General features: G+C 74.2%; 16 protein-coding genes and 1 tRNA gene. 14 read left to right on the forward strand and 3 right to left on the reverse strand.

What is annotated here, in order from left to right; all coding sequences use genetic code 11:
• The first annotated feature begins 66 nt into the window (after positions 1–66).
• From OHL10_RS12365 to OHL10_RS12380, 4 genes are all read left to right on the forward strand, one after another.
• Positions 67–1,824: a serine/threonine-protein kinase gene (locus OHL10_RS12365; RefSeq protein ID WP_265522523.1), complete on the forward strand. Its 1,758-nt coding sequence runs from the start codon at positions 67–69 to the stop codon at positions 1,822–1,824.
• Positions 1,825–1,865: 41 nt separating this feature from the next.
• A complete protein-coding gene (locus OHL10_RS12370) occupies positions 1,866–2,471 on the forward strand; it encodes a hypothetical protein (protein WP_265522524.1) in 606 nt (201 codons plus the stop codon).
• A gap of 104 nt (positions 2,472–2,575) precedes the next feature.
• Positions 2,576–3,394 carry a DsbA family protein gene (locus OHL10_RS12375; protein WP_265522525.1) on the forward strand — a complete coding sequence of 273 codons (819 nt, stop codon included), beginning with the start codon at positions 2,576–2,578 and terminating at the stop codon, positions 3,392–3,394.
• Positions 3,395–3,491: 97 nt separating this feature from the next.
• A tRNA-Thr gene (locus OHL10_RS12380) sits at positions 3,492–3,564 on the forward strand.
• Positions 3,565–3,629: 65 nt separating this feature from the next.
• Here the strand turns inward: OHL10_RS12380 and OHL10_RS12385 are convergent.
• Together OHL10_RS12385 and OHL10_RS12390 are read right to left on the reverse strand one after the other, a co-directional pair.
• Positions 3,630–4,499 (reverse strand): SGNH/GDSL hydrolase family protein, encoded by an 870-nt coding sequence (locus tag OHL10_RS12385; protein WP_265522526.1) that lies wholly within the window; start codon positions 4,497–4,499, stop codon positions 3,630–3,632.
• Positions 4,500–4,534: 35 nt separating this feature from the next.
• Complete coding sequence (locus tag OHL10_RS12390; protein WP_425499009.1) at positions 4,535–5,191, reverse strand: uracil-DNA glycosylase; 657 nt, start codon at positions 5,189–5,191, stop codon at positions 4,535–4,537.
• 204 nt (positions 5,192–5,395) lie between these two features.
• Between OHL10_RS12390 and OHL10_RS12395 the strand changes: the two genes are divergently transcribed.
• The 3 genes from OHL10_RS12395 to OHL10_RS12405 all read left to right on the forward strand — a co-directional run bounded on the left by OHL10_RS12395 (position 5,396) and on the right by OHL10_RS12405 (position 8,048).
• Complete coding sequence (locus OHL10_RS12395) at positions 5,396–5,698, forward strand: DUF3263 domain-containing protein (protein WP_265522527.1); 303 nt, start codon at positions 5,396–5,398, stop codon at positions 5,696–5,698.
• A 105-nt stretch (positions 5,699–5,803) separates the two neighbouring features.
• The gene (locus tag OHL10_RS12400; protein ID WP_265522528.1) at positions 5,804–6,472 is read left to right on the forward strand and encodes a LytR C-terminal domain-containing protein; all 669 of its coding nucleotides are present in this window, start codon (positions 5,804–5,806) and stop codon (positions 6,470–6,472) included.
• Positions 6,473–6,554: 82 nt separating this feature from the next.
• Positions 6,555–8,048 (forward strand): phytoene desaturase family protein, encoded by a 1,494-nt coding sequence (locus OHL10_RS12405; RefSeq protein ID WP_265522529.1) that lies wholly within the window; start codon positions 6,555–6,557, stop codon positions 8,046–8,048.
• A gap of 63 nt (positions 8,049–8,111) precedes the next feature.
• On the opposite strand, the gene OHL10_RS12410 is transcribed toward OHL10_RS12405, so the two are convergent.
• The gene (locus OHL10_RS12410) at positions 8,112–9,563 is read right to left on the reverse strand and encodes a glycoside hydrolase family 15 (protein ID WP_265522530.1); all 1,452 of its coding nucleotides are present in this window, start codon (positions 9,561–9,563) and stop codon (positions 8,112–8,114) included.
• 279 nt (positions 9,564–9,842) lie between these two features.
• Between OHL10_RS12410 and groL the strand changes: the two genes are divergently transcribed.
• The 7 genes from groL to OHL10_RS12445 all read left to right on the forward strand — a co-directional run bounded on the left by groL (position 9,843) and on the right by OHL10_RS12445 (position 16,681).
• Complete coding sequence (groL, locus tag OHL10_RS12415; protein ID WP_265522531.1) at positions 9,843–11,468, forward strand: chaperonin GroEL; 1,626 nt, start codon at positions 9,843–9,845, stop codon at positions 11,466–11,468.
• Positions 11,469–11,671: 203 nt separating this feature from the next.
• The gene (locus OHL10_RS12420) at positions 11,672–11,974 is read left to right on the forward strand and encodes an urease subunit gamma (RefSeq protein WP_265522532.1); all 303 of its coding nucleotides are present in this window, start codon (positions 11,672–11,674) and stop codon (positions 11,972–11,974) included.
• A gap of 62 nt (positions 11,975–12,036) precedes the next feature.
• Positions 12,037–12,420 carry an urease subunit beta gene (ureB, locus tag OHL10_RS12425; protein WP_265522533.1) on the forward strand — a complete coding sequence of 128 codons (384 nt, stop codon included), beginning with the start codon at positions 12,037–12,039 and terminating at the stop codon, positions 12,418–12,420.
• 3 nt (positions 12,421–12,423) lie between these two features.
• Positions 12,424–14,124: an urease subunit alpha gene (locus OHL10_RS12430; RefSeq protein ID WP_265522534.1), complete on the forward strand. Its 1,701-nt coding sequence runs from the start codon at positions 12,424–12,426 to the stop codon at positions 14,122–14,124.
• Positions 14,125–14,137: 13 nt separating this feature from the next.
• Positions 14,138–14,971: an urease accessory UreF family protein gene (locus OHL10_RS12435; protein ID WP_265522535.1), complete on the forward strand. Its 834-nt coding sequence runs from the start codon at positions 14,138–14,140 to the stop codon at positions 14,969–14,971.
• Positions 14,964–15,797, forward strand: a complete 834-nt coding sequence (gene ureG / locus OHL10_RS12440; RefSeq protein ID WP_265522536.1) for an urease accessory protein UreG — start codon at positions 14,964–14,966, stop codon at positions 15,795–15,797. The genes OHL10_RS12435 and ureG overlap by 8 nt, the downstream gene beginning before the upstream one ends.
• Positions 15,798–15,835: 38 nt before the next feature.
• Complete coding sequence (locus OHL10_RS12445) at positions 15,836–16,681, forward strand: urease accessory protein UreD (protein WP_265522537.1); 846 nt, start codon at positions 15,836–15,838, stop codon at positions 16,679–16,681.
• Position 16,682: the final 1 nt, after the last annotated feature.

The following is a 16,682-nucleotide window of genomic DNA, read 5'->3' on the forward strand; positions in this document are numbered from 1 at the left end:
CCGTCCAGCGCGCCGTCCGTCGCGTCGTCGGCCGCGGAAGCCCGCCGTTGTCGGTACCTTGAGCGCATGGGTTCACCGACGCAGGAGGCCGACCGCGACCCCTCAGGAGAGTGGGGTCTGGAGCCGGGCAGCGAACGAGGCGGCTACCGCATCCTCGAGCTGCTGGGCTCCGGTGCGATGGGCACCGTCTACCGCGCGGCCGACGGCGGCGGGAACCTCGTGGCGATCAAGTTCCTCCACGCACACCTCGACGCCGACGCCCGTTCGCTCGGCCGGGAGCGACTGCGCCGCGAGTCCGTCGCCCTGCAGCGCCTGCACCACCCTGCCGTCGCGCAGATCCTCGACGTCGAGCTCGATGGTCCGGACGCGTTCATCGTCACCGAGCTGCTCGAGGGCCCGACCCTCGACGACGAGATCGCCGAGCGCGGTCCGCTCGACGCGCACGACCTGTTCGAGCTCGCGGACCAGCTCGCCGAGGCGCTCGAGGCGGTGCACGCCGCCGGGGTCGTGCACCGTGACCTCAAGCCCTCGAACGTCATCGTCAGCGACCGCGGCCCGGTGCTCATCGACTTCGGGATCGCGCACGGACTCGAGGACGCGCGGGTCACCTCCACGGGCCTCGTCATGGGGACCCCCGGGTACCTCGCCCCGGAGCTCCTCGAGGGTGCGCAGCCCAGCACCGACACGGACTGGTGGGGCTGGTCCGCGCTGCTCGCCTACGCCGCGACCGGGCGGGCGCCCTTCGGGACGCGGCCGGTCGACGTCGTGCTCGCCCGTGCCCGCGCCGGGCGGGCGGACCTCGCCGGTCTCGGACCGATCACGGTGCGTGCCCTGGAGGGCGCGCTGCGTGCCGACCCGGCGCGTCGGCTCGGGCCGACCGAGGTCGCGGCCGCGCTGCGCGGTGCGGCCGAGGTCGGTGACGTCCCGGGCACGGTCGTCCCAGCCGCCGCGACCGAGCTCGTGCCCGTGGTGCGCGGCGACGTCACGCCGACGACCGCGGTCGCGGCCGGCACGTCGGGCGTGGGGCGCGGCGACGGGTCCGACGACGCCCGGCCGACCGTGCGGATGCCGCCGGTCGGCGCCCACGACGGGCGGACGGCGCCCGCCCCCGTCGGCATGCCGGCGCCCGACGAGGAGCTGCTGGACGAGCTCGGCGCACCGCTCGAACCCGGTCAGGAGGTCACGGGCTACGTGCGCCCGGCCCCGGCGCGGCGTGCGCTGAACCTCCTGTCGCTCGGCCTCCCGCTCGTCCTGCTCGCCGGGCTGTACCCGGGCATGGCGCTCGTCGTGCTGACGCTGGTCGTGTTCGTGGCGCGGGTCGTCGGTGTCACGAGCGACTCGTTGCACGGCCGCAGGGAGCGGCGGGGCGTCGCCCGGTCCGACACGTGGCGCACCGTGCTGTCCATGCCCTGGTACCTGGTGCGCGCGCTCGTGGGCACCCTGCCCTCCGTGCTCGTGGCGGGGTGCGCGGCGGTCCTCCTCACCGTCGGAGGCTGGTGGCTGCTCGCGCCCGGCCGACTGATCCTGGCCCCGGACCCATCGGTCGCGGCCCGGTCGATCGGCGGGGTGAACGAGGACTGGGTGTTCTCCGTCGTCCTGTGCGTCGCGATGCTGGCCGCGGTCCTCCTCGCCTGGTTCGGGCCTCTCACGCACCTCACGCGCTACGGCGCGCGCACGGCCCTGGCGCACGTGGCGCCGGGGACCGTCGGCTCTTTCGTCGTGGCGCTCGTCGGCCTCGGTGCCGCCGTGTCCCTGGGCGTCCTGCTCGCGGTCGGACCCACCATCGACTGGTGGCCGCTGCCGGGCGCCCCGACGATCCGGTGAGCTCCGACCTTCCGCCCAGTTCCGCCTTGTACCCTGGGGCCGTGCTCCGGACGTCGGCCCCGCGCGCGCTCATGCGCCAGCGTCGTCCTGCCGCGTCGGTCCGCGACGCCGTAGGACGGCTCGCCGGGCAGCGCCTGCGCACGGCCCGGCACCTGCTGCTGCTCGGATCCGTCCTCGCACCGGTCCTCGCGCTGGCCGTCACGTCGCTGACGCACCTCGCCGACCGTGGTTACCTCCTCGTCCACCAGTGCGTCCCCGCCTCGGGGGCGTGGGGCTGGGTCGGGACGAACCTCGCCCTCGTGCGGCACTCCGCGGAGTGCCCCGTCGGCACGGCCGCGCTCGGCGGTGAGCCCGCGCACGCCGCGACCGTGCTCGGGGTGCTCGCGCTGCCCGTCGCGCTCGCCCACGCCGCGGCGCTGCTCGCCGGCTGGGGCGCGACCTCGGCGGTCCACCGCGCGCTCGTACGGCTGCGGGGCGTGCTGCGCACGCCGCGCCCCAGCGCGCTCGCCGACGTCCTCGTGGACGTCCCCGCGCCGGTGCGCACCACCGCTCCCGTCGCCCCGCGCGTCACGACGTGGCACCACCTCGTCCTCGCCGCTGTCCACCCGCGGCGCGGCCCGCCGTCGGGCACCCTGGCGCTCGCCTGACCCCCGCTCCACGGGGTGGCGACCGCCGCCGGACCGCGCTGCCGCGCGCCGTCCCGCACCCGTGGAGCAGCACACCCGACCAGGACGCGAACGTAAGGACACCCATGCCCACCGAGAAGCCCCAGTCCAAGGCGGAGCGCCGCGAGGCCGCCCGCGCCGAGGCGCTCGCACTGCGCGAGGCACAGGCCAAGCGCGACAAGCGCAGCCGGACCATCACCATCAGCGCCCTCGCCGTCGGGGTGCTCGTGCTCGTCGGCCTCGGCGCGTACATCCTCAGCCAGGCCGGCGACCCGGACCGTCCGCTCGAGGGCGTCGCGGCGCCCACCGTGGCGACGGAGAACGGTGGCATCCCCGTCGGCGCAGAGGGCGCCGCCGGCACCGACAACGGCCCGGACGCCGTCGAGGTCGGGGTCTACCTCGACTACATGTGCCCCCGCTGCGGGGAGTTCGAGGCGATCAACGGCCCGACCCTCGACGAGCTGCGCGAGGCGGGCGACATCACGCTCGTGCTGCACCCGGTCTCGATCCTGGACCGCCAGTCGAACCAGACGCAGTTCTCCACGCGGTCGGCCGCGACGGCGGGGTTCGTCGCGGACCGCGCCCCCGAGGCGATGAACGAGTTCAACACCCTGATGTTCGCCAGCCAGCCCGGTGAGGGCTCGAGCGGGTTCACCGACGAGCAGATGGCGGACATCGCCGTGCAGGCGGGAGTGCCCCAGGACGTCGCCGACGAGATCGCGGACGGCGCGCCCATGGACGAGTTCGGCAAGTGGGCCGAGGGCGCGACGCAGGTCGCGATGTCCGAGGTCTCCGGCCCCAACGGGTTCGGCACCCCGACGGTGACGATCGACGGCGAGCGGTGGGAGGGCAACTGGGGCGACCCGACGGCGCTCGCCACCGCGATCACCGAGGCGCAGGGCTGACGCGATCGCCGAGCCGGTAGGGCTGACGGTCTGGCCCTGACCGGTCGGGGCTCGCTGCGCGGACGAGCAGGTAGGCTTTTCCGCGCAGCGCGCCCGTGCCGCCTTAGCTCAGCTGGTAGAGCACTCGCCTTGTAAGCGAAAGGTCGTCGGTTCGAACCCGACAGGCGGCTCCGACGCACGAAGGGCCCGTCTCCGCGGAGACGGGCCCTTCGTGCGCGCGGCGACGGGCGGTGGGCTAGCGCTCGGCGGCACCGCCGTCGGCGGCGGCGCCGAGGTCGGCGAGGGGCACCTCGGCGAGGACGGGGGCCTTCGGCACGCGTGCGTCGCCCGAGCTGGTGCCGCGGATCCGGCGCTGCACCCACGGGTACACGTGCACGCGCGCCCACTGGGCGTGCTGGCGTGCGCGGTCGAGCGCGGGCGCCGGGGGCAATGGCGTGAGCGGGTCGTCCCACGCGTCGTCGTCGGGCGTCTGGCCGAGGGCGACGAGCGCGGCCTGCGCCACCCGGCGGTGACCGTCGGGCGTGAGGTGGATGCGGTCGTCGGACCACATGCGCCAGTCGTGCAGCGACCGCATGCCCCACAGATCGAGGACGTACGCGCCGTGGCGGCGCGCGATCGACCACAGGTGGGCGTTGAACACGCCCACCCGCTGGCGGGTGAGGCCGACCAGCGGGCTCTCGGAGGCGTCGAACCCCGTCCCGAGGAGCACGTCGGCGCCCTGGGCGCGCAGGCGCGCGACGGCGTGCTCCAGGTTGCGCGCCAGCCGGTCGATGTCCGCGGCCGGGCGCAGGATGTCGTTGCCGCCGCCGACGAGGCTCACGAGGTCGGGACGCATCTCGAGCGCCGCGGGCACCTGCTCGGTGAGGATCGAGCGCAGGCGTCGGCCACGGATGGCGAGGTTCGCGTACTGCAGGGGCGGGGCGTCGCCGGCGGCGCGCCGGGCGGCCAGGTGCTGCGCGAGGAGGTCGGCCCAGCCGCGTTGGTGGTCCTCGTCGCCGGGGTACGGGTCCCACAGCCCCTCCGTGAAGGAGTCCCCGATCGCTGCGTAGCTGGTCCAGCGCGGGAGGTCCGTGGTCGTCTCGGGGCGTGTCGGGAGCGTGCTCACTCGTCCATTGTGGCCCGGGAGCAGACATCCGCTCGTCAGGTGGTCGGCAGGCGCCAGTCCACCGGCTCCGCGCCCTGGGCGACGAGCAGCTCGTTGACCCGGGAGAACGGCCGTGAGCCGAAGAACCCACGGCGCGCCGACAAAGGGCTCGGGTGGGCACTGGCGACGACCGGCGTGTCGCCGAGCAGCGGCCGCAGCGTCCCGGCGTCGCGGCCCCACAGGATCGCCACGAGCGGGGCGTCGCGCGCCACGAGGGCGCGGATCGCCGCCTCGGTGATCTCCTCCCAGCCGTGCCCGCGGTGCGAGCCCGACTCGCCGGGGCGCACGGTGAGGACCCTGTTGAGGAGCATGACGCCCTGGTCGCTCCACGCCGAGAGGTCTCCGTTCGCGGGGGTCGGGGCGCCGACGTCGGTCCCCAGCTCCGCGAAGATGTTCTGCAGCGAGCGCGGCACGGGCCGCACGTGCGGCTGGACGGAGAAGGACAGCCCCATGGGGTGCCCGGGCGTCGGGTAGGGGTCCTGCCCGACGACGAGCACCCGCACCTGGGCGAGGGGCCGGGCGAAGGCCCGCAGGACGTCGTCGGGCGCCGGCAGGTACTCGCGGCCGGCACGGACCTCGGCACGCAGGAAGTCGCCCGTGGTGCGCAGCACGCCCTCGACCGGGGTGAGTGCCTCGGCCCAGTCCGCCGCCATGAGGTCGGTCAGGGGCCGTCGAGCGCTCGCGGGCCCGTCGTGCGGACCGTCGGCGGCTGGGTTCGTGGTGGTGTCCGTCCCGTTCACGACGCCGAGGTTACGTCAGGGTGCGCCTGCATGACACGGGTGTAGTTCGCACGTAACCTGGTGTCCGACCCCGGCCCGTCGGGTGACGGGCACGCGGACCGAGCGCGAGGAGTGGTGATGACCGAGGCAGCAGCCCACGTCGAGGACGTCGCGGGCTCCCCGGACCCCGGCTCCCGGCTCTCGGAGCGGGACCAGCAGATCCTGGCCTTCGAGCGGCAGTGGTGGAAGTACGCCGGCGCCAAGGAGCAGGCCGTCAAGGATCTCTTCGACATGTCCGCCACCCGGTACTACCAGGCGCTCAACGCGCTCATCGACTCGCAGGCGGCGCTCGAGCACGACCCGATGCTGGTCAAGAGGCTGCGGCGGATGCGATCGACCCGTCAGCGGGCCCGCTCCGCGCGCCGTCTCGGTGGTCTCTGAACCGACCACTGAACCGCCCTCGGTGCTCCCCGACGGACCACCGAGATCGATCCGCACCGCCCCGCACGCTTTAGCGACGGCGGGCAGCCGGGCTACCCTGTCGCCGTGACCAAGAGCCAATACCCCTACGCGCCCGACGAGTTCGACGTCCCCGCGCCGGAGGGGGCACCGGTCGGAGTCCACCGCACACCGCGCAGCCGCTGGAGCAAGACGTGGCCGTTCCTGGTCGTCGCCGTGGTGTTCGCCGGCCTCGCGCTGGGTGGAGTCTCCCTGCTCTCGCGCGGCGACTCCCCGCCGCCGGTCGCCGAGACGCCCACCTCGCAGGAGCCCACCGAGCCGACCGACGGTGAGGATGCCGACGGCGCCGGGGACGAGGGCGCCGGCGACGTCGACGGTGAGACCGAGGGCTCCGAGGAGGGCGCCGAGACCGAGGGGTCGGAGGAGGGCGCCGAGGAGGGCACCGAGGACGAGTCGACCGACGAGCCCACGGGCGACGTCGACCTGACGCTGGGCGTGCGGGTGCTCAACGGTGCGGGTGTCGACGGCCTCGCCGGCGCCGGGTCGGACGTGCTCACGGAGGCCGGCTTCACGTCGGTGGAGGCGGTGACCTACGAGGGCGAGGCGCTCCCGGCGAGCGCCGTCTGGTACCAGGGTGCGGAGAACGAGGACACGGCCCGCGAGATCGCCCGCCTGCTGGGGATCAGCGCCGTCGAGGAGGTCTCGCCGCTACGCGCTCCCGTGGCCGTGATCTTCATGACGGACTTCCGGTCCTGAGCGCACCGCTCGCGCGGTGGCCCCTGCGGGCCGCGCCGCACTAGGCTCGAGGACCAGCGTCCGGAGACCCGGGAGGTGGCGCATGAGCGAGACGGTCGACGCCGTCGTCGTCGGATCGGGCCCGAACGGGCTCGCCGCCGCCGTCACGCTCGCGCGCGCCGGTCTGACGGTCCGGGTGCTGGAAGCCCAGCCCACTGTGGGCGGTGGCGCCCGCACCCTCGACCTCGGCCTGGCCGACGGGATCGAGCACGACATCTGCTCGGCGGTGCACCCGCTGGCGTGGGCGTCGCCCTTCTTCGAGGCGTTCGACCTCAGGGCCCGCGGGGTCGACCTGCTCGTCCCGGAGATCTCGTTCGCGCAGCCGCTCGACGAGGGCAGGGCGGGGATCGCCTACCACTCGGTCGAGCGGACCGCGGAGCGGATCGGCGGGCCCGACGGCGCGGCGTGGTCGGCGCTGCTCGGTCCGTTCTCGCGGAGCTGGCGGGAGGTCGTGGCGCTCGCGCTGGGTGACAAGCGCAGCATCCCGTCGGGCCTCGTGCCGGGCGGCCTGACGACGGCGGCACGGTTCGGCGCGGCGGTGCTCGAGCAGGGCACGCGTGCGTGGAACCGGCGGTTCGCCGGGGACGAGGCCGCGGCGCTGCTGACCGGGGTCGCGGCGCACGCGATCACCCCGCTCCCGTCGCTCGGCGGGGCCGGGACCGCGCTGCTGCTCGGGTCGCTCGCGCACGCCGAGGGCGGGTGGCCGATCCCGCGCGGCGGGTCGGGGGCGATCGTCGCCGCGCTGGTCGCGGACCTCCTCGCCCACGGGGGCGAGGTCGTCACCGACCACCCGGTGCGCACCCGCCGGGACCTGCCGCCGGCGCGGGCGTACCTCTTCGACACCACCCCGCGCGCGGTGCTGGAGGTCTTCGGTGAGCGGGTGCCGACGAAGGCGGCCCAGGCGCTCGCGCGCTTCCGGTACGGCAACGCGGCCGCCAAGGTCGACTTCGTCCTGTCCGGCCCGGTGCCCTGGGCCGAGCCCGAGGTCGGCCGCGCGGGCACGGTGCACGTCGGTGGGAGCCGCGCGCAGATGGCGGCGGCCGAGGCCGCCGTCGCGGCCGGGCGCCACGCCGGGCGCCCGCTCGTGCTCGTGAGCGACCCGACCGTCGTCGACCCGAGCCGAGGGTCGGGCGGCCTGCGGCCGCTGTGGAGCTACGCGCACGTACCCGCCGGCTCGACGGTCGACGTCACCGAGGCCGTGACGGCGCAGATCGAGCGCTTCGCGCCGGGGTTCCGGGACGTCGTCGTCTCCTCGCGGTGTGTGCCCGCGGCGCACATGAGCGAGCACAACGCGAACTACGTGGGCGGCGACATCGCCGCCGGTGCGGTGACGATGTGGCAGATGGTGGCCCGACCGAGCCTGCGCCGGGACCCGTACGACACGGGTGTCGACGGCGTGTACCTGTGCTCGGCGTCGACCCCGCCCGGCCCGGGGGTCCACGGCCTGGGCGGGTGGAACGCGGCCCGTCGTGTGCTGCGCCGGGAGTTCGACCTCCGCTCCGAGCCGTCCCTCGCCCCACCGCCCCCGCCGAGGTAGAACTCCTGTCGCCGAGGTAGAGCTCCTGTGCGTGACCGGGGTTCTACCTCGACGACAGGGGTTCTACCTCGCGGCGTCCAGCTCGACCAGGGTGAGCACGACGACCGCCGACGTCCAGGCGAGCGGCGCGACCGCCGCCGGCGAGCCGTCCGCGAGGACCTTCTCCGGCAGCGCGCCGGACGTGGTGCGGTGCTCCTCGAGCCAGTGCAGCGCGGCGCCCGCGATCTCGGGGTGGCCGTTCGACGCCGCGGCGAGCGCGTAGAGCGACGTCTGCGGCGTCCAGGAGATCCCGTCCTCACGCCAGCCCGCGCCGGGGGCGAGGCCACCCGCCGGTCGCAGCATCGGTGTGGCCGAGGCGGTCCAGGCCTCGGGCGCCCCGGCGAGCGCCTCGGGCTGGAACGGCGGCAGCACGAACGCGGTCGCGGCGTCCTGCGGCCCGCCCGTCGCGTGGCGGGAGTACTCCGGCCCGAACGTCGCCTCGACCGCCGACCGCAGGCGCTGCGCCGCGACGCGCGCGCGGGCCGCGCGGTCCGCGGCTCGCAGCTCGGCGGTCGGGGAACGCCAGTCGACGGTGGGGTAGAGGGCGGCCGCGGCCTCGAGCCCGGCGAGCAGCGGCGCGGCGGTACCCAGGGTGAGCACCTCCTCGTCGACCTCCCAGTAGTCGCTGGACACCGGCGGCAGACCGCTGGGCGTGTCGACGAGGTCGAGGACGTGGTCGGTGCTGGCGTCGAGCAGGGGAGCGAGCCCGCGCGCGACGGCGTCCCGTCGCGCCGGGTCGCCGATCTCGTCGAGGAGCACGCCCACGGACCACAGCGCCCACCCGTTGCCGTCGGACTGCAGGCCGCGGTCGTCGGGGACGCCCGACCCGTCGGGCAGGTAGCGCGCGTGGAAGGAGCCGTCGTCCTCCTGGACCTCCTGCAGGAACGTCAGGACCCGCACCGCGTCCTCGACGTGCCCGGTCCGGGCGTAGGCGGCCGCCACGAAGGAGCTGTCGCGAGGCCACACGTACCGCCAGTACGGCGACGGCGCCGCGAGCGAGGCGCCGTTCGGCAGCGTGAGGGCGTGCATGTCGAGCAGCGCGGAGACCCCCAGCTCCTCGAACCCGCCGCCCCGGCCGGGGGTCTCGCCCTCGGCGAGCCAGTCCTGCGACGCGCGGGCGGCGTCGTGGGCGGCGTCGGCGTCGGCGAGCGTGGTGGTCCGCGTCGTCGGGCCGGCGACGTGGGCGAGGCGTGTGCCGTCGTCGTCCCCCCACTCGATCCCCGCGGCGAACAGGGCCGGGTCGAGGGCGTCCGGGTCGAGCACCCGGCTCCCGTCGAGGTAGGTGACGCCGCCCCCCGGCGGGACCTGCAGGAGGGTGCCGTCCGCGGTCAGGGCCACACCGTCCTGGTAGAGGTCGATGTGCTCGCCGGGCTCCGCCGGGGGAGCCACGCCGGCGCCCGAGGCGAGCAGCGTCGCGGGCAGCGCGACGGCGAGCCCGACGGCGACGTACCGCCACCTCGATGTTGCGCGGATCACACGGGCATCCTAGATGCCGCACACGGGCGGCCGGTGCGCGCCCTGCGGTGCAGCCGTTCTTCGCTGCGCGCGATACCGGCGGTCGCGCCTTGCACTCTCAGGGGGAGAGTGCCAATAATGGCGTTAGCACTCGCACTACGAGAGTGACAGACTGAGGTAGTACCCGAGGTCGCCAGGTGAGGCTCCAGCGTTCGTGACGTGACCAGAACGTCGTGCGCGGGAGCCGTCCGTCGCGGGCGCCGGCCGACCACACCACGACCAGCGGAGGATCACACCCCCATGGCAAAGATCATTGCCTTCAACGAGGAGGCCCGTCGCGGTATGGAGCGTGGGCTCAACGTCCTCGCCGACACCGTGAAGGTCACGCTCGGCCCCAAGGGCCGCAACGTCGTCCTCGACAAGAAGTGGGGCGCGCCCACCATCACGAACGATGGTGTGAGCATCGCCAAGGAGATCGAGCTCGAGGAGCCGTACGAGAAGATCGGCGCCGAGCTCGTCAAGGAGGTCGCCAAGAAGACCGACGACGTCGCGGGTGACGGCACCACCACCGCCACCGTGCTCGCCCAGGCGCTCGTGCGCGAGGGTCTGCGCAACGTCGCCGCCGGCTCGAACCCGATCGCCCTCAAGCGCGGCATCGAGAAGGCCGTCGAGGCCGTCACGGAGCAGCTGCTCATCGCGGCGAAGGACATCGAGACGAAGGAAGAGATCGCCGCCACGGCCGCGATCTCGGCCGGCGACCCGGCGATCGGCGAGCTCATCGCCGAGGCGCTCGACAAGGTCGGCAAGGAAGGCGTCATCACCGTCGAGGAGTCGAACACGTTCGGCCTCGAGCTCGAGCTCACCGAGGGTATGCGCTTCGACAAGGGCTTCCTCGCCCGCTACTTCGAGACGGACCCGGAGCGCCAGGAGGCCGTCCTCGAGGACCCGTACGTCCTGATCGTCGAGTCGAAGATCTCGAACGTCAAGGACCTGCTGCCGCTGCTCGACCAGGTCATGAAGGCCGGTCGTTCGCTGCTCATCATCGCGGAGGACGTCGAGGGCGAGGCCCTGGCCACCCTCGTGCTGAACAAGATCCGTGGCACCTTCAAGTCCGTCGCCGTCAAGGCTCCGGGCTTCGGCGACCGCCGCAAGGCCATGCTGCAGGACATCGCGATCCTCACCGGTGGCCAGGTCATCTCCGAGACCGTCGGCCTCAAGCTGGAGACCGCGACCCTCGACCTGCTCGGCCAGGCTCGCAAGGTCGTCGTCACCAAGGACGAGACCACGATCGTCGAGGGTGCCGGCGACGCCGACCTCATCGGCGGCCGCGTGAACCAGATCCGCTCCGAGATCGAGAAGTCGGACTCCGACTACGACCGCGAGAAGCTCCAGGAGCGTCTCGCCAAGCTCGCCGGTGGTGTCGCGGTCATCAAGGCCGGCGCCGCGACCGAGGTGGAGCTCAAGGAGCGCAAGCACCGCATCGAGGACGCCGTCCGCAACGCGAAGGCTGCCGTCGAGGAGGGCATCGTCGCCGGTGGTGGCGTCGCGCTCATCCAGGCTGGTGCCGTGGCGTTCGAGAAGCTCGAGCTCGAGGGTGACGAGGCGACCGGTGCGCAGATCGTGCGTTCCGCGATCGACGCCCCGCTCAAGCAGATCGCGATCAACGCCGGCCTCGAGGGTGGCGTCGTCGCGGAGAAGGTCCGCAACCTCCCCTCCGGTCACGGCCTCAACGCCGCGACCGGTGAGTACGAGGACCTGCTCGCCGCCGGCGTGAACGACCCGGTCAAGGTCACGCGCTCCGCGCTGCAGAACGCCGCCTCCATCGCGGCGCTCTTCCTCACGACCGAGGCCGTCGTCGCCGACAAGCCGGAGAAGAACCCGGCTGCGCCTGCTGGCGACCCGGGCATGGGCGGCATGGACTTCTGATCCACCGCTGACACCGCGCGGCGCGAGCCGCACGCACACGAGGGCCGTCGCCCGGGTTCGCCCGGGCGGCGGCCTTCGTCGTGCCCGGAGACGTGCCCGACGCCGGCCGGGCACCCTGGCGAGCAGGCCGCACCGAGGCCTGGTACACGAACGTATAACGTGCCGTATACACGCCCGACACACGGGCCGTGAATCATCTGGTCATGCACCTGACACCGGCGGACACCGAGAAGCTCCTGCTCTCCGTCGCGGGCATCGTCGCCCGTGACAGGCGTGAGCGGGGGGTGCTGCTCAACTACCCCGAGGCCGTCGCGCTGCTCACCACGTGGGTGATCGAGCGCGCCCGGGACGGGCGCAGCGTCGAGGACCTGATGGTCGCGGGCCGCGAGGTGCTGCGCCGCGAGGACGTCATGGACGGTGTCGCCGAGATGCTGCCGGACGTCCAGGTGGAGGCGACGTTCCCCGACGGTCGCAAGCTCGTGACGATCCACGAGCCCATCGCCTGACCCGGTACGCGCACCCCAGCACGCCGCACCCCAGACCCGACATCCCCGACGCAGGAGGCACGATGGCCGGCATCACCACGAGCGGTCCAGGAGCGATCCGGCTCAAGCGCGGGACCGAGGACCTGCCCGTCGTCCTCAACGCCGACCGGACGGACGCCGAGCGCCTCACCCTCGTCGTCGTGAACACGGGCGACCGGCCCGTGCAGATCGGGTCCCACCTGCACCTGCCGGACGCGAACAGCGCGCTCGACTTCGACCGGGTCGCCGCGCACGGCTTCCGGCTCGACGTGCCGTCGGGCACCTCGCGCCGGTTCGAGCCGGGAGCCTCGGCCGAGGTGAACGCCGTGGCGCTGCGGGGGCGTCGGCGCGTCCCGGGCATCCAGCGCGGCAAGACCGACGGCGGCGCGCTCGCCGCGTTGCCAACCGAGTCGCCCGAGGAGGGCTGAGCCATGGAGATCCCTCGCGACCGCTACGTCGCCCTCTACGGCCCGACGACGGGTGACCAGGTGCGCCTCGGCGACACCGATCTGTGGATCGAGATCGAGCAGGACCGCACGTTCGGCGGCGAGGAGGCCGTCTTCGGCGGCGGCAAGTCGATCCGCGAGTCCATGGCGCAGGGCACGACCACCCGCGCCGAGGGTGCGCTCGACTCGGTGATCACCAACGCGATCGTCCTCGACTGGTGGGGTGTGGTGCGGGCCGACGTCGGCGTCCGCGACGGCCAGATCGTCGCGCTCGGGCGGGCCGGCAACCCCGACATCGCCGACGGCGTGCACCCCGACCTGCACATCGGTCCGAGCACGGACGTCATCAGCGGCGAGGGCAAGATCCTCACCGCCGGGGCGATCGACTCGCACGTGCACCTCATCTCGCCCTCCCAGATCCTCGAGGCGCTCGCGACGGGCGTCACGACGATCGCCGGCGGCGGGACGGGGCCGAGCGAGGGTTCGAAGGCGACGACCGTCACGCCGGGCGCCTGGCACCTCGAGGCCATGCACCGCAGCCTGGACCGGCTGCCCGTCAACGTGCTCCTGCTCGGCAAGGGCAACACCGTGAGCGACGAGGCGTTCCGCGAGCAGGCGCTCGCCGGCGCCGGCGGGTACAAGGTGCACGAGGACTGGGGCTCGACCCCGGCAGCGATCGACGCCGCTCTGCGCGGCGCGCAGGAGTGGGGCCTGCAGGTCGCGCTGCACTCGGACTCCCTCAACGAGGCCGGGTTCGTCGAGTCGACGCTGCGGGCCATCGGCGGCCGGTCGATCCACGCGTTCCACGCCGAGGGCGCGGGCGGCGGGCACGCCCCCGACATCCTCACGGTCGCGAGCCACCCGAACGTCATCCCGGGCTCGACCAACCCCACCCTGCCGCACACCGTCAACACCGTCGCCGAGCACCTCGACATGCTCATGGTGTGCCACCACCTCAACCCGGCCGTGCCGGAGGACCTCGCGTTCGCCGAGTCCCGGATCCGCGGCACGACCATCGCGGCCGAGGACGTCCTGCACGACATGGGTGCGATGTCGATCACGTCGTCCGACGCGCAGGCCATGGGCCGCATCGGCGAGGTCGTCACCCGCACCTGGCAGGTCGCGCACGTCATGAAGGCCCGGCGCGGAGACCTCGGGGGAGGGCTGCCGGCGGACAACCTGCGCGCGCGGCGCTACGTCGCGAAGTACACGATCAACCCGGCCGTCGCGCACGGCATCGACGCGTACGTCGGCTCGGTCGAGGCGGGCAAGGTCGCGGACCTCGTCCTGTGGGAGCCCAAGTTCTTCGGGATCCGCCCGAGCGTCGTCATGAAGGGCGGCGCCCTCGTGTGGGGTGCGCTCGGTGACCCGAACGCGTCCATCCCGTCACCGCAGCCCGTGCTCATGCGCCCGGCGCTCGCCGACGCGATCGGCGCCGACGTGTCGATGTCGTTCGTGTCGCCCGCGGCGCTCGCGGACGGCATCGAGGACCGGCTCGGGCTCGACCGCGCGCTCCTGCCGGTGGCCGACACGCGCGCCGTCGGCAAGGCGCAGATGAAGAACAACGACTACCTGCCCCGCATCGACATCGATCCCGAGTCGTTCGCGATCGAGGTCGACGGTGAGCTGATCGTGCCCGCACCCGCCGACCGGCTGCCGCTCGCGCAGCTGTACTCGCTGTTCTGAGGCCGGAGTGCTGGTGACCTCGGACGGCCGGGCCGAGCTGGTCCTCGCGCTCCTCGCCGACGCACGCCTGCCGACGGGTGGGCACACGCAGTCCGCCGGGCTCGAGCCGGCGTTGCGTGGTGGGATGGACGCGGCCGACGTCCCCGCGTACATCAGCGCTCGGCTCACGAGCGTGGTGCGGGTCGAGGCGGCGACGGCGGTCGTGGCGCGGCACGTCGTGTCCGGCCTCGGCGTCGTCCCGCCCGACGGCGTCCTCCCGCCAGGCAGCCTGTTGCCCGACGCCGTGCCCGACGCCGTGCCCGACGCCGCGCGCCGCCTCGCCGACACGTGGCTCGCCTGGGCGGCCCGGACACCCTCCCCGGCGCTGCGCGAGACGTCGCAGCGGCTCGGCCGTGGCTACCTGCGGCTCCTGCGCCGCCTGTGGGCGGGGCACCCGGCGGTCCTGGCGCTCGACGCGGCGGCCCGCCTCGTCGTCCCGACGGGCTGGGAGAGCGCACCGGGCCGCGCGGGCGACCCCGCGCCGTCGGGCCGGCGGGAACCGCCTCCGCCCCGTCCGCTCGTGCTCGGGGTGACGGCCGCGTGCGCCGGCCTGTCGGCGGTCCAGGTCGCGCGCCTCGTCGGGTACGAGGACGTGCAGACCGTGGCGTCCGCCACCCTCAAGCTCGAGCCGATCGACCCGGTCGTCGCGACCGGCTGGGTGCTCGCCGCCCATGCCCGCATCGACGCGACCGCGTGCGACGTCGCCCACCTCACCGACCCCCGGGGCATCCCCGCCGCCGGCGCACCGCTCGTCGAGCAGTGGGCCGAGAACCATGCACGCACCACCGAGAGGCTGTTCAATGCCTGACCACCTGCCTGACCACCTGCCTGACCACCAGCACGACCACCCCGCCGTTCCTGCCGTACCCGCCGTGCCCCCGGCCTCCACGCGGTCGCTGCGCCTCGGCGTCGCGGGCCCCGTGGGCACGGGCAAGAGCTCGCTCATCGCTCTGCTGTGCCGCGAGCTGTCCGCCGACCTGCGCCTCGGCGTCATCACGAACGACATCTACACCGACGAGGACGCCCGGTTCCTGCGCTCGGCCGGGGTGCTCGACCCCGAGCGCATCCGCGCGGTCGAGACGGGCGCGTGCCCGCACACCGCGATCCGCGACGACGTCACGGCGAACCTCATCGCGGTCGAGGACCTCGAGGCGGACTTCGCACCGCTCGACGTCGTGCTCGTCGAGTCCGGCGGTGACAACCTCACGGCGACGTTCTCGCCCGCCCTGGTCGACGCGCAGATCTTCGTGCTCGACGTCGCGGGCGGTGGCGACGTGGCCCGCAAGGGTGGTCCGGGCATCGCCCGGGCGGACCTGCTGGTGGTCAACAAGACGGACCTCGCCCCCTACGTCGGCGTCGACGTGCCGCAGATGGTGGCCGACGCGACCGCGGCGCGCGAGGGCCAGCCGGTGCTCGCGCTCTCGCGGATCGACCCGCCGTCGGTCAGCGCGCTCACCGACTGGTTGCGAGGGCTGCTCGCCGCGCACCGCGCCGGCTCGCACGTCCCGCAGGACCCCGGCCCGATGGCGCCGCACTTCCACGCCGACGAGGAGGGCGGCGGGGTCCTGCACACGCACGGCGACGGGGACGCCCAGCACGACCACGACCACAACCACGAGCACGTCGGACGCTGACACCGCTCGAACAGGCACGCGAGAAGGAGGAGGGGCGGATGGAGGTCACGCGCGTCGCCTCGCACGGCACGCCGGGCGGACGTGTGCGCTGCACGCTGGAGCCCGCCGCGCTGAGCCCACGCGTGCTGCGCACCGGCCAGGCGTCCGCACAGGTTGCGCTCATCGCCACGCGCGCTCTGCTCCTCGGGGGTGACGACGTCCGCCTCGAGGTCCGCGTCGGCGCCGGGACCGTGCTCGAGCTCGTCGAGATCTCCGGGACCGTCGCGTACCACGGGCGCGGCCGGGCGGCGTCGTGGACGGTCGACGTGCACGTCGAGGCCGGCGGCCGGCTCGTGTGGGACGCGCTGCCGTTCGTCGTGGCCGAGGGAGCGGACGTCGAGCGACGGACGCACGTTCACCTCGAGCCCGGCGCGGTCGCCCTGCTGCGCGAGACCCTCGTCCTCGGGAGAACGGGGGAGAGCGGTGGCCGGTTGCGGACGACGACCCGCGCCGACCTCCAGGTGGAGCACACCGGACCTCCCGCGGGCCCGGGCGCCCCCTCGACGCACGAGCTCTTCGTCGAGGACCTCGACCTCGGCGCCCAGCGGTCGCTGCCCGGGATCCTCGGCACCGGTCGCGTCCTCGACACCGTCCTGCTCCTCGGCGCCCGGCCCGCGCCGGACGAGGCACCCGGTCCGCTGCGGCTCGACCTCGCCGGTCCGGGTGCGCTCGCCCGCCACCTCGGACCCAGCACGCACGACGCCCGCACCCAGGGTGTCTTCGCCCGCTGGGCCGCCGGGACGCGCGCCGTGCCCGCACCTCCCGCCGCACCCTCCCCGACGCGACCCACGACCCGACCCACGACCCCGCTGGTGACCGCTCGACCCTCGACGACAGGAGCCTGAC

The organism is Oerskovia flava (assembly GCF_026163685.1).
Taxonomy (GTDB): domain Bacteria; phylum Actinomycetota; class Actinomycetes; order Actinomycetales; family Cellulomonadaceae; genus Oerskovia_A; species Oerskovia_A flava.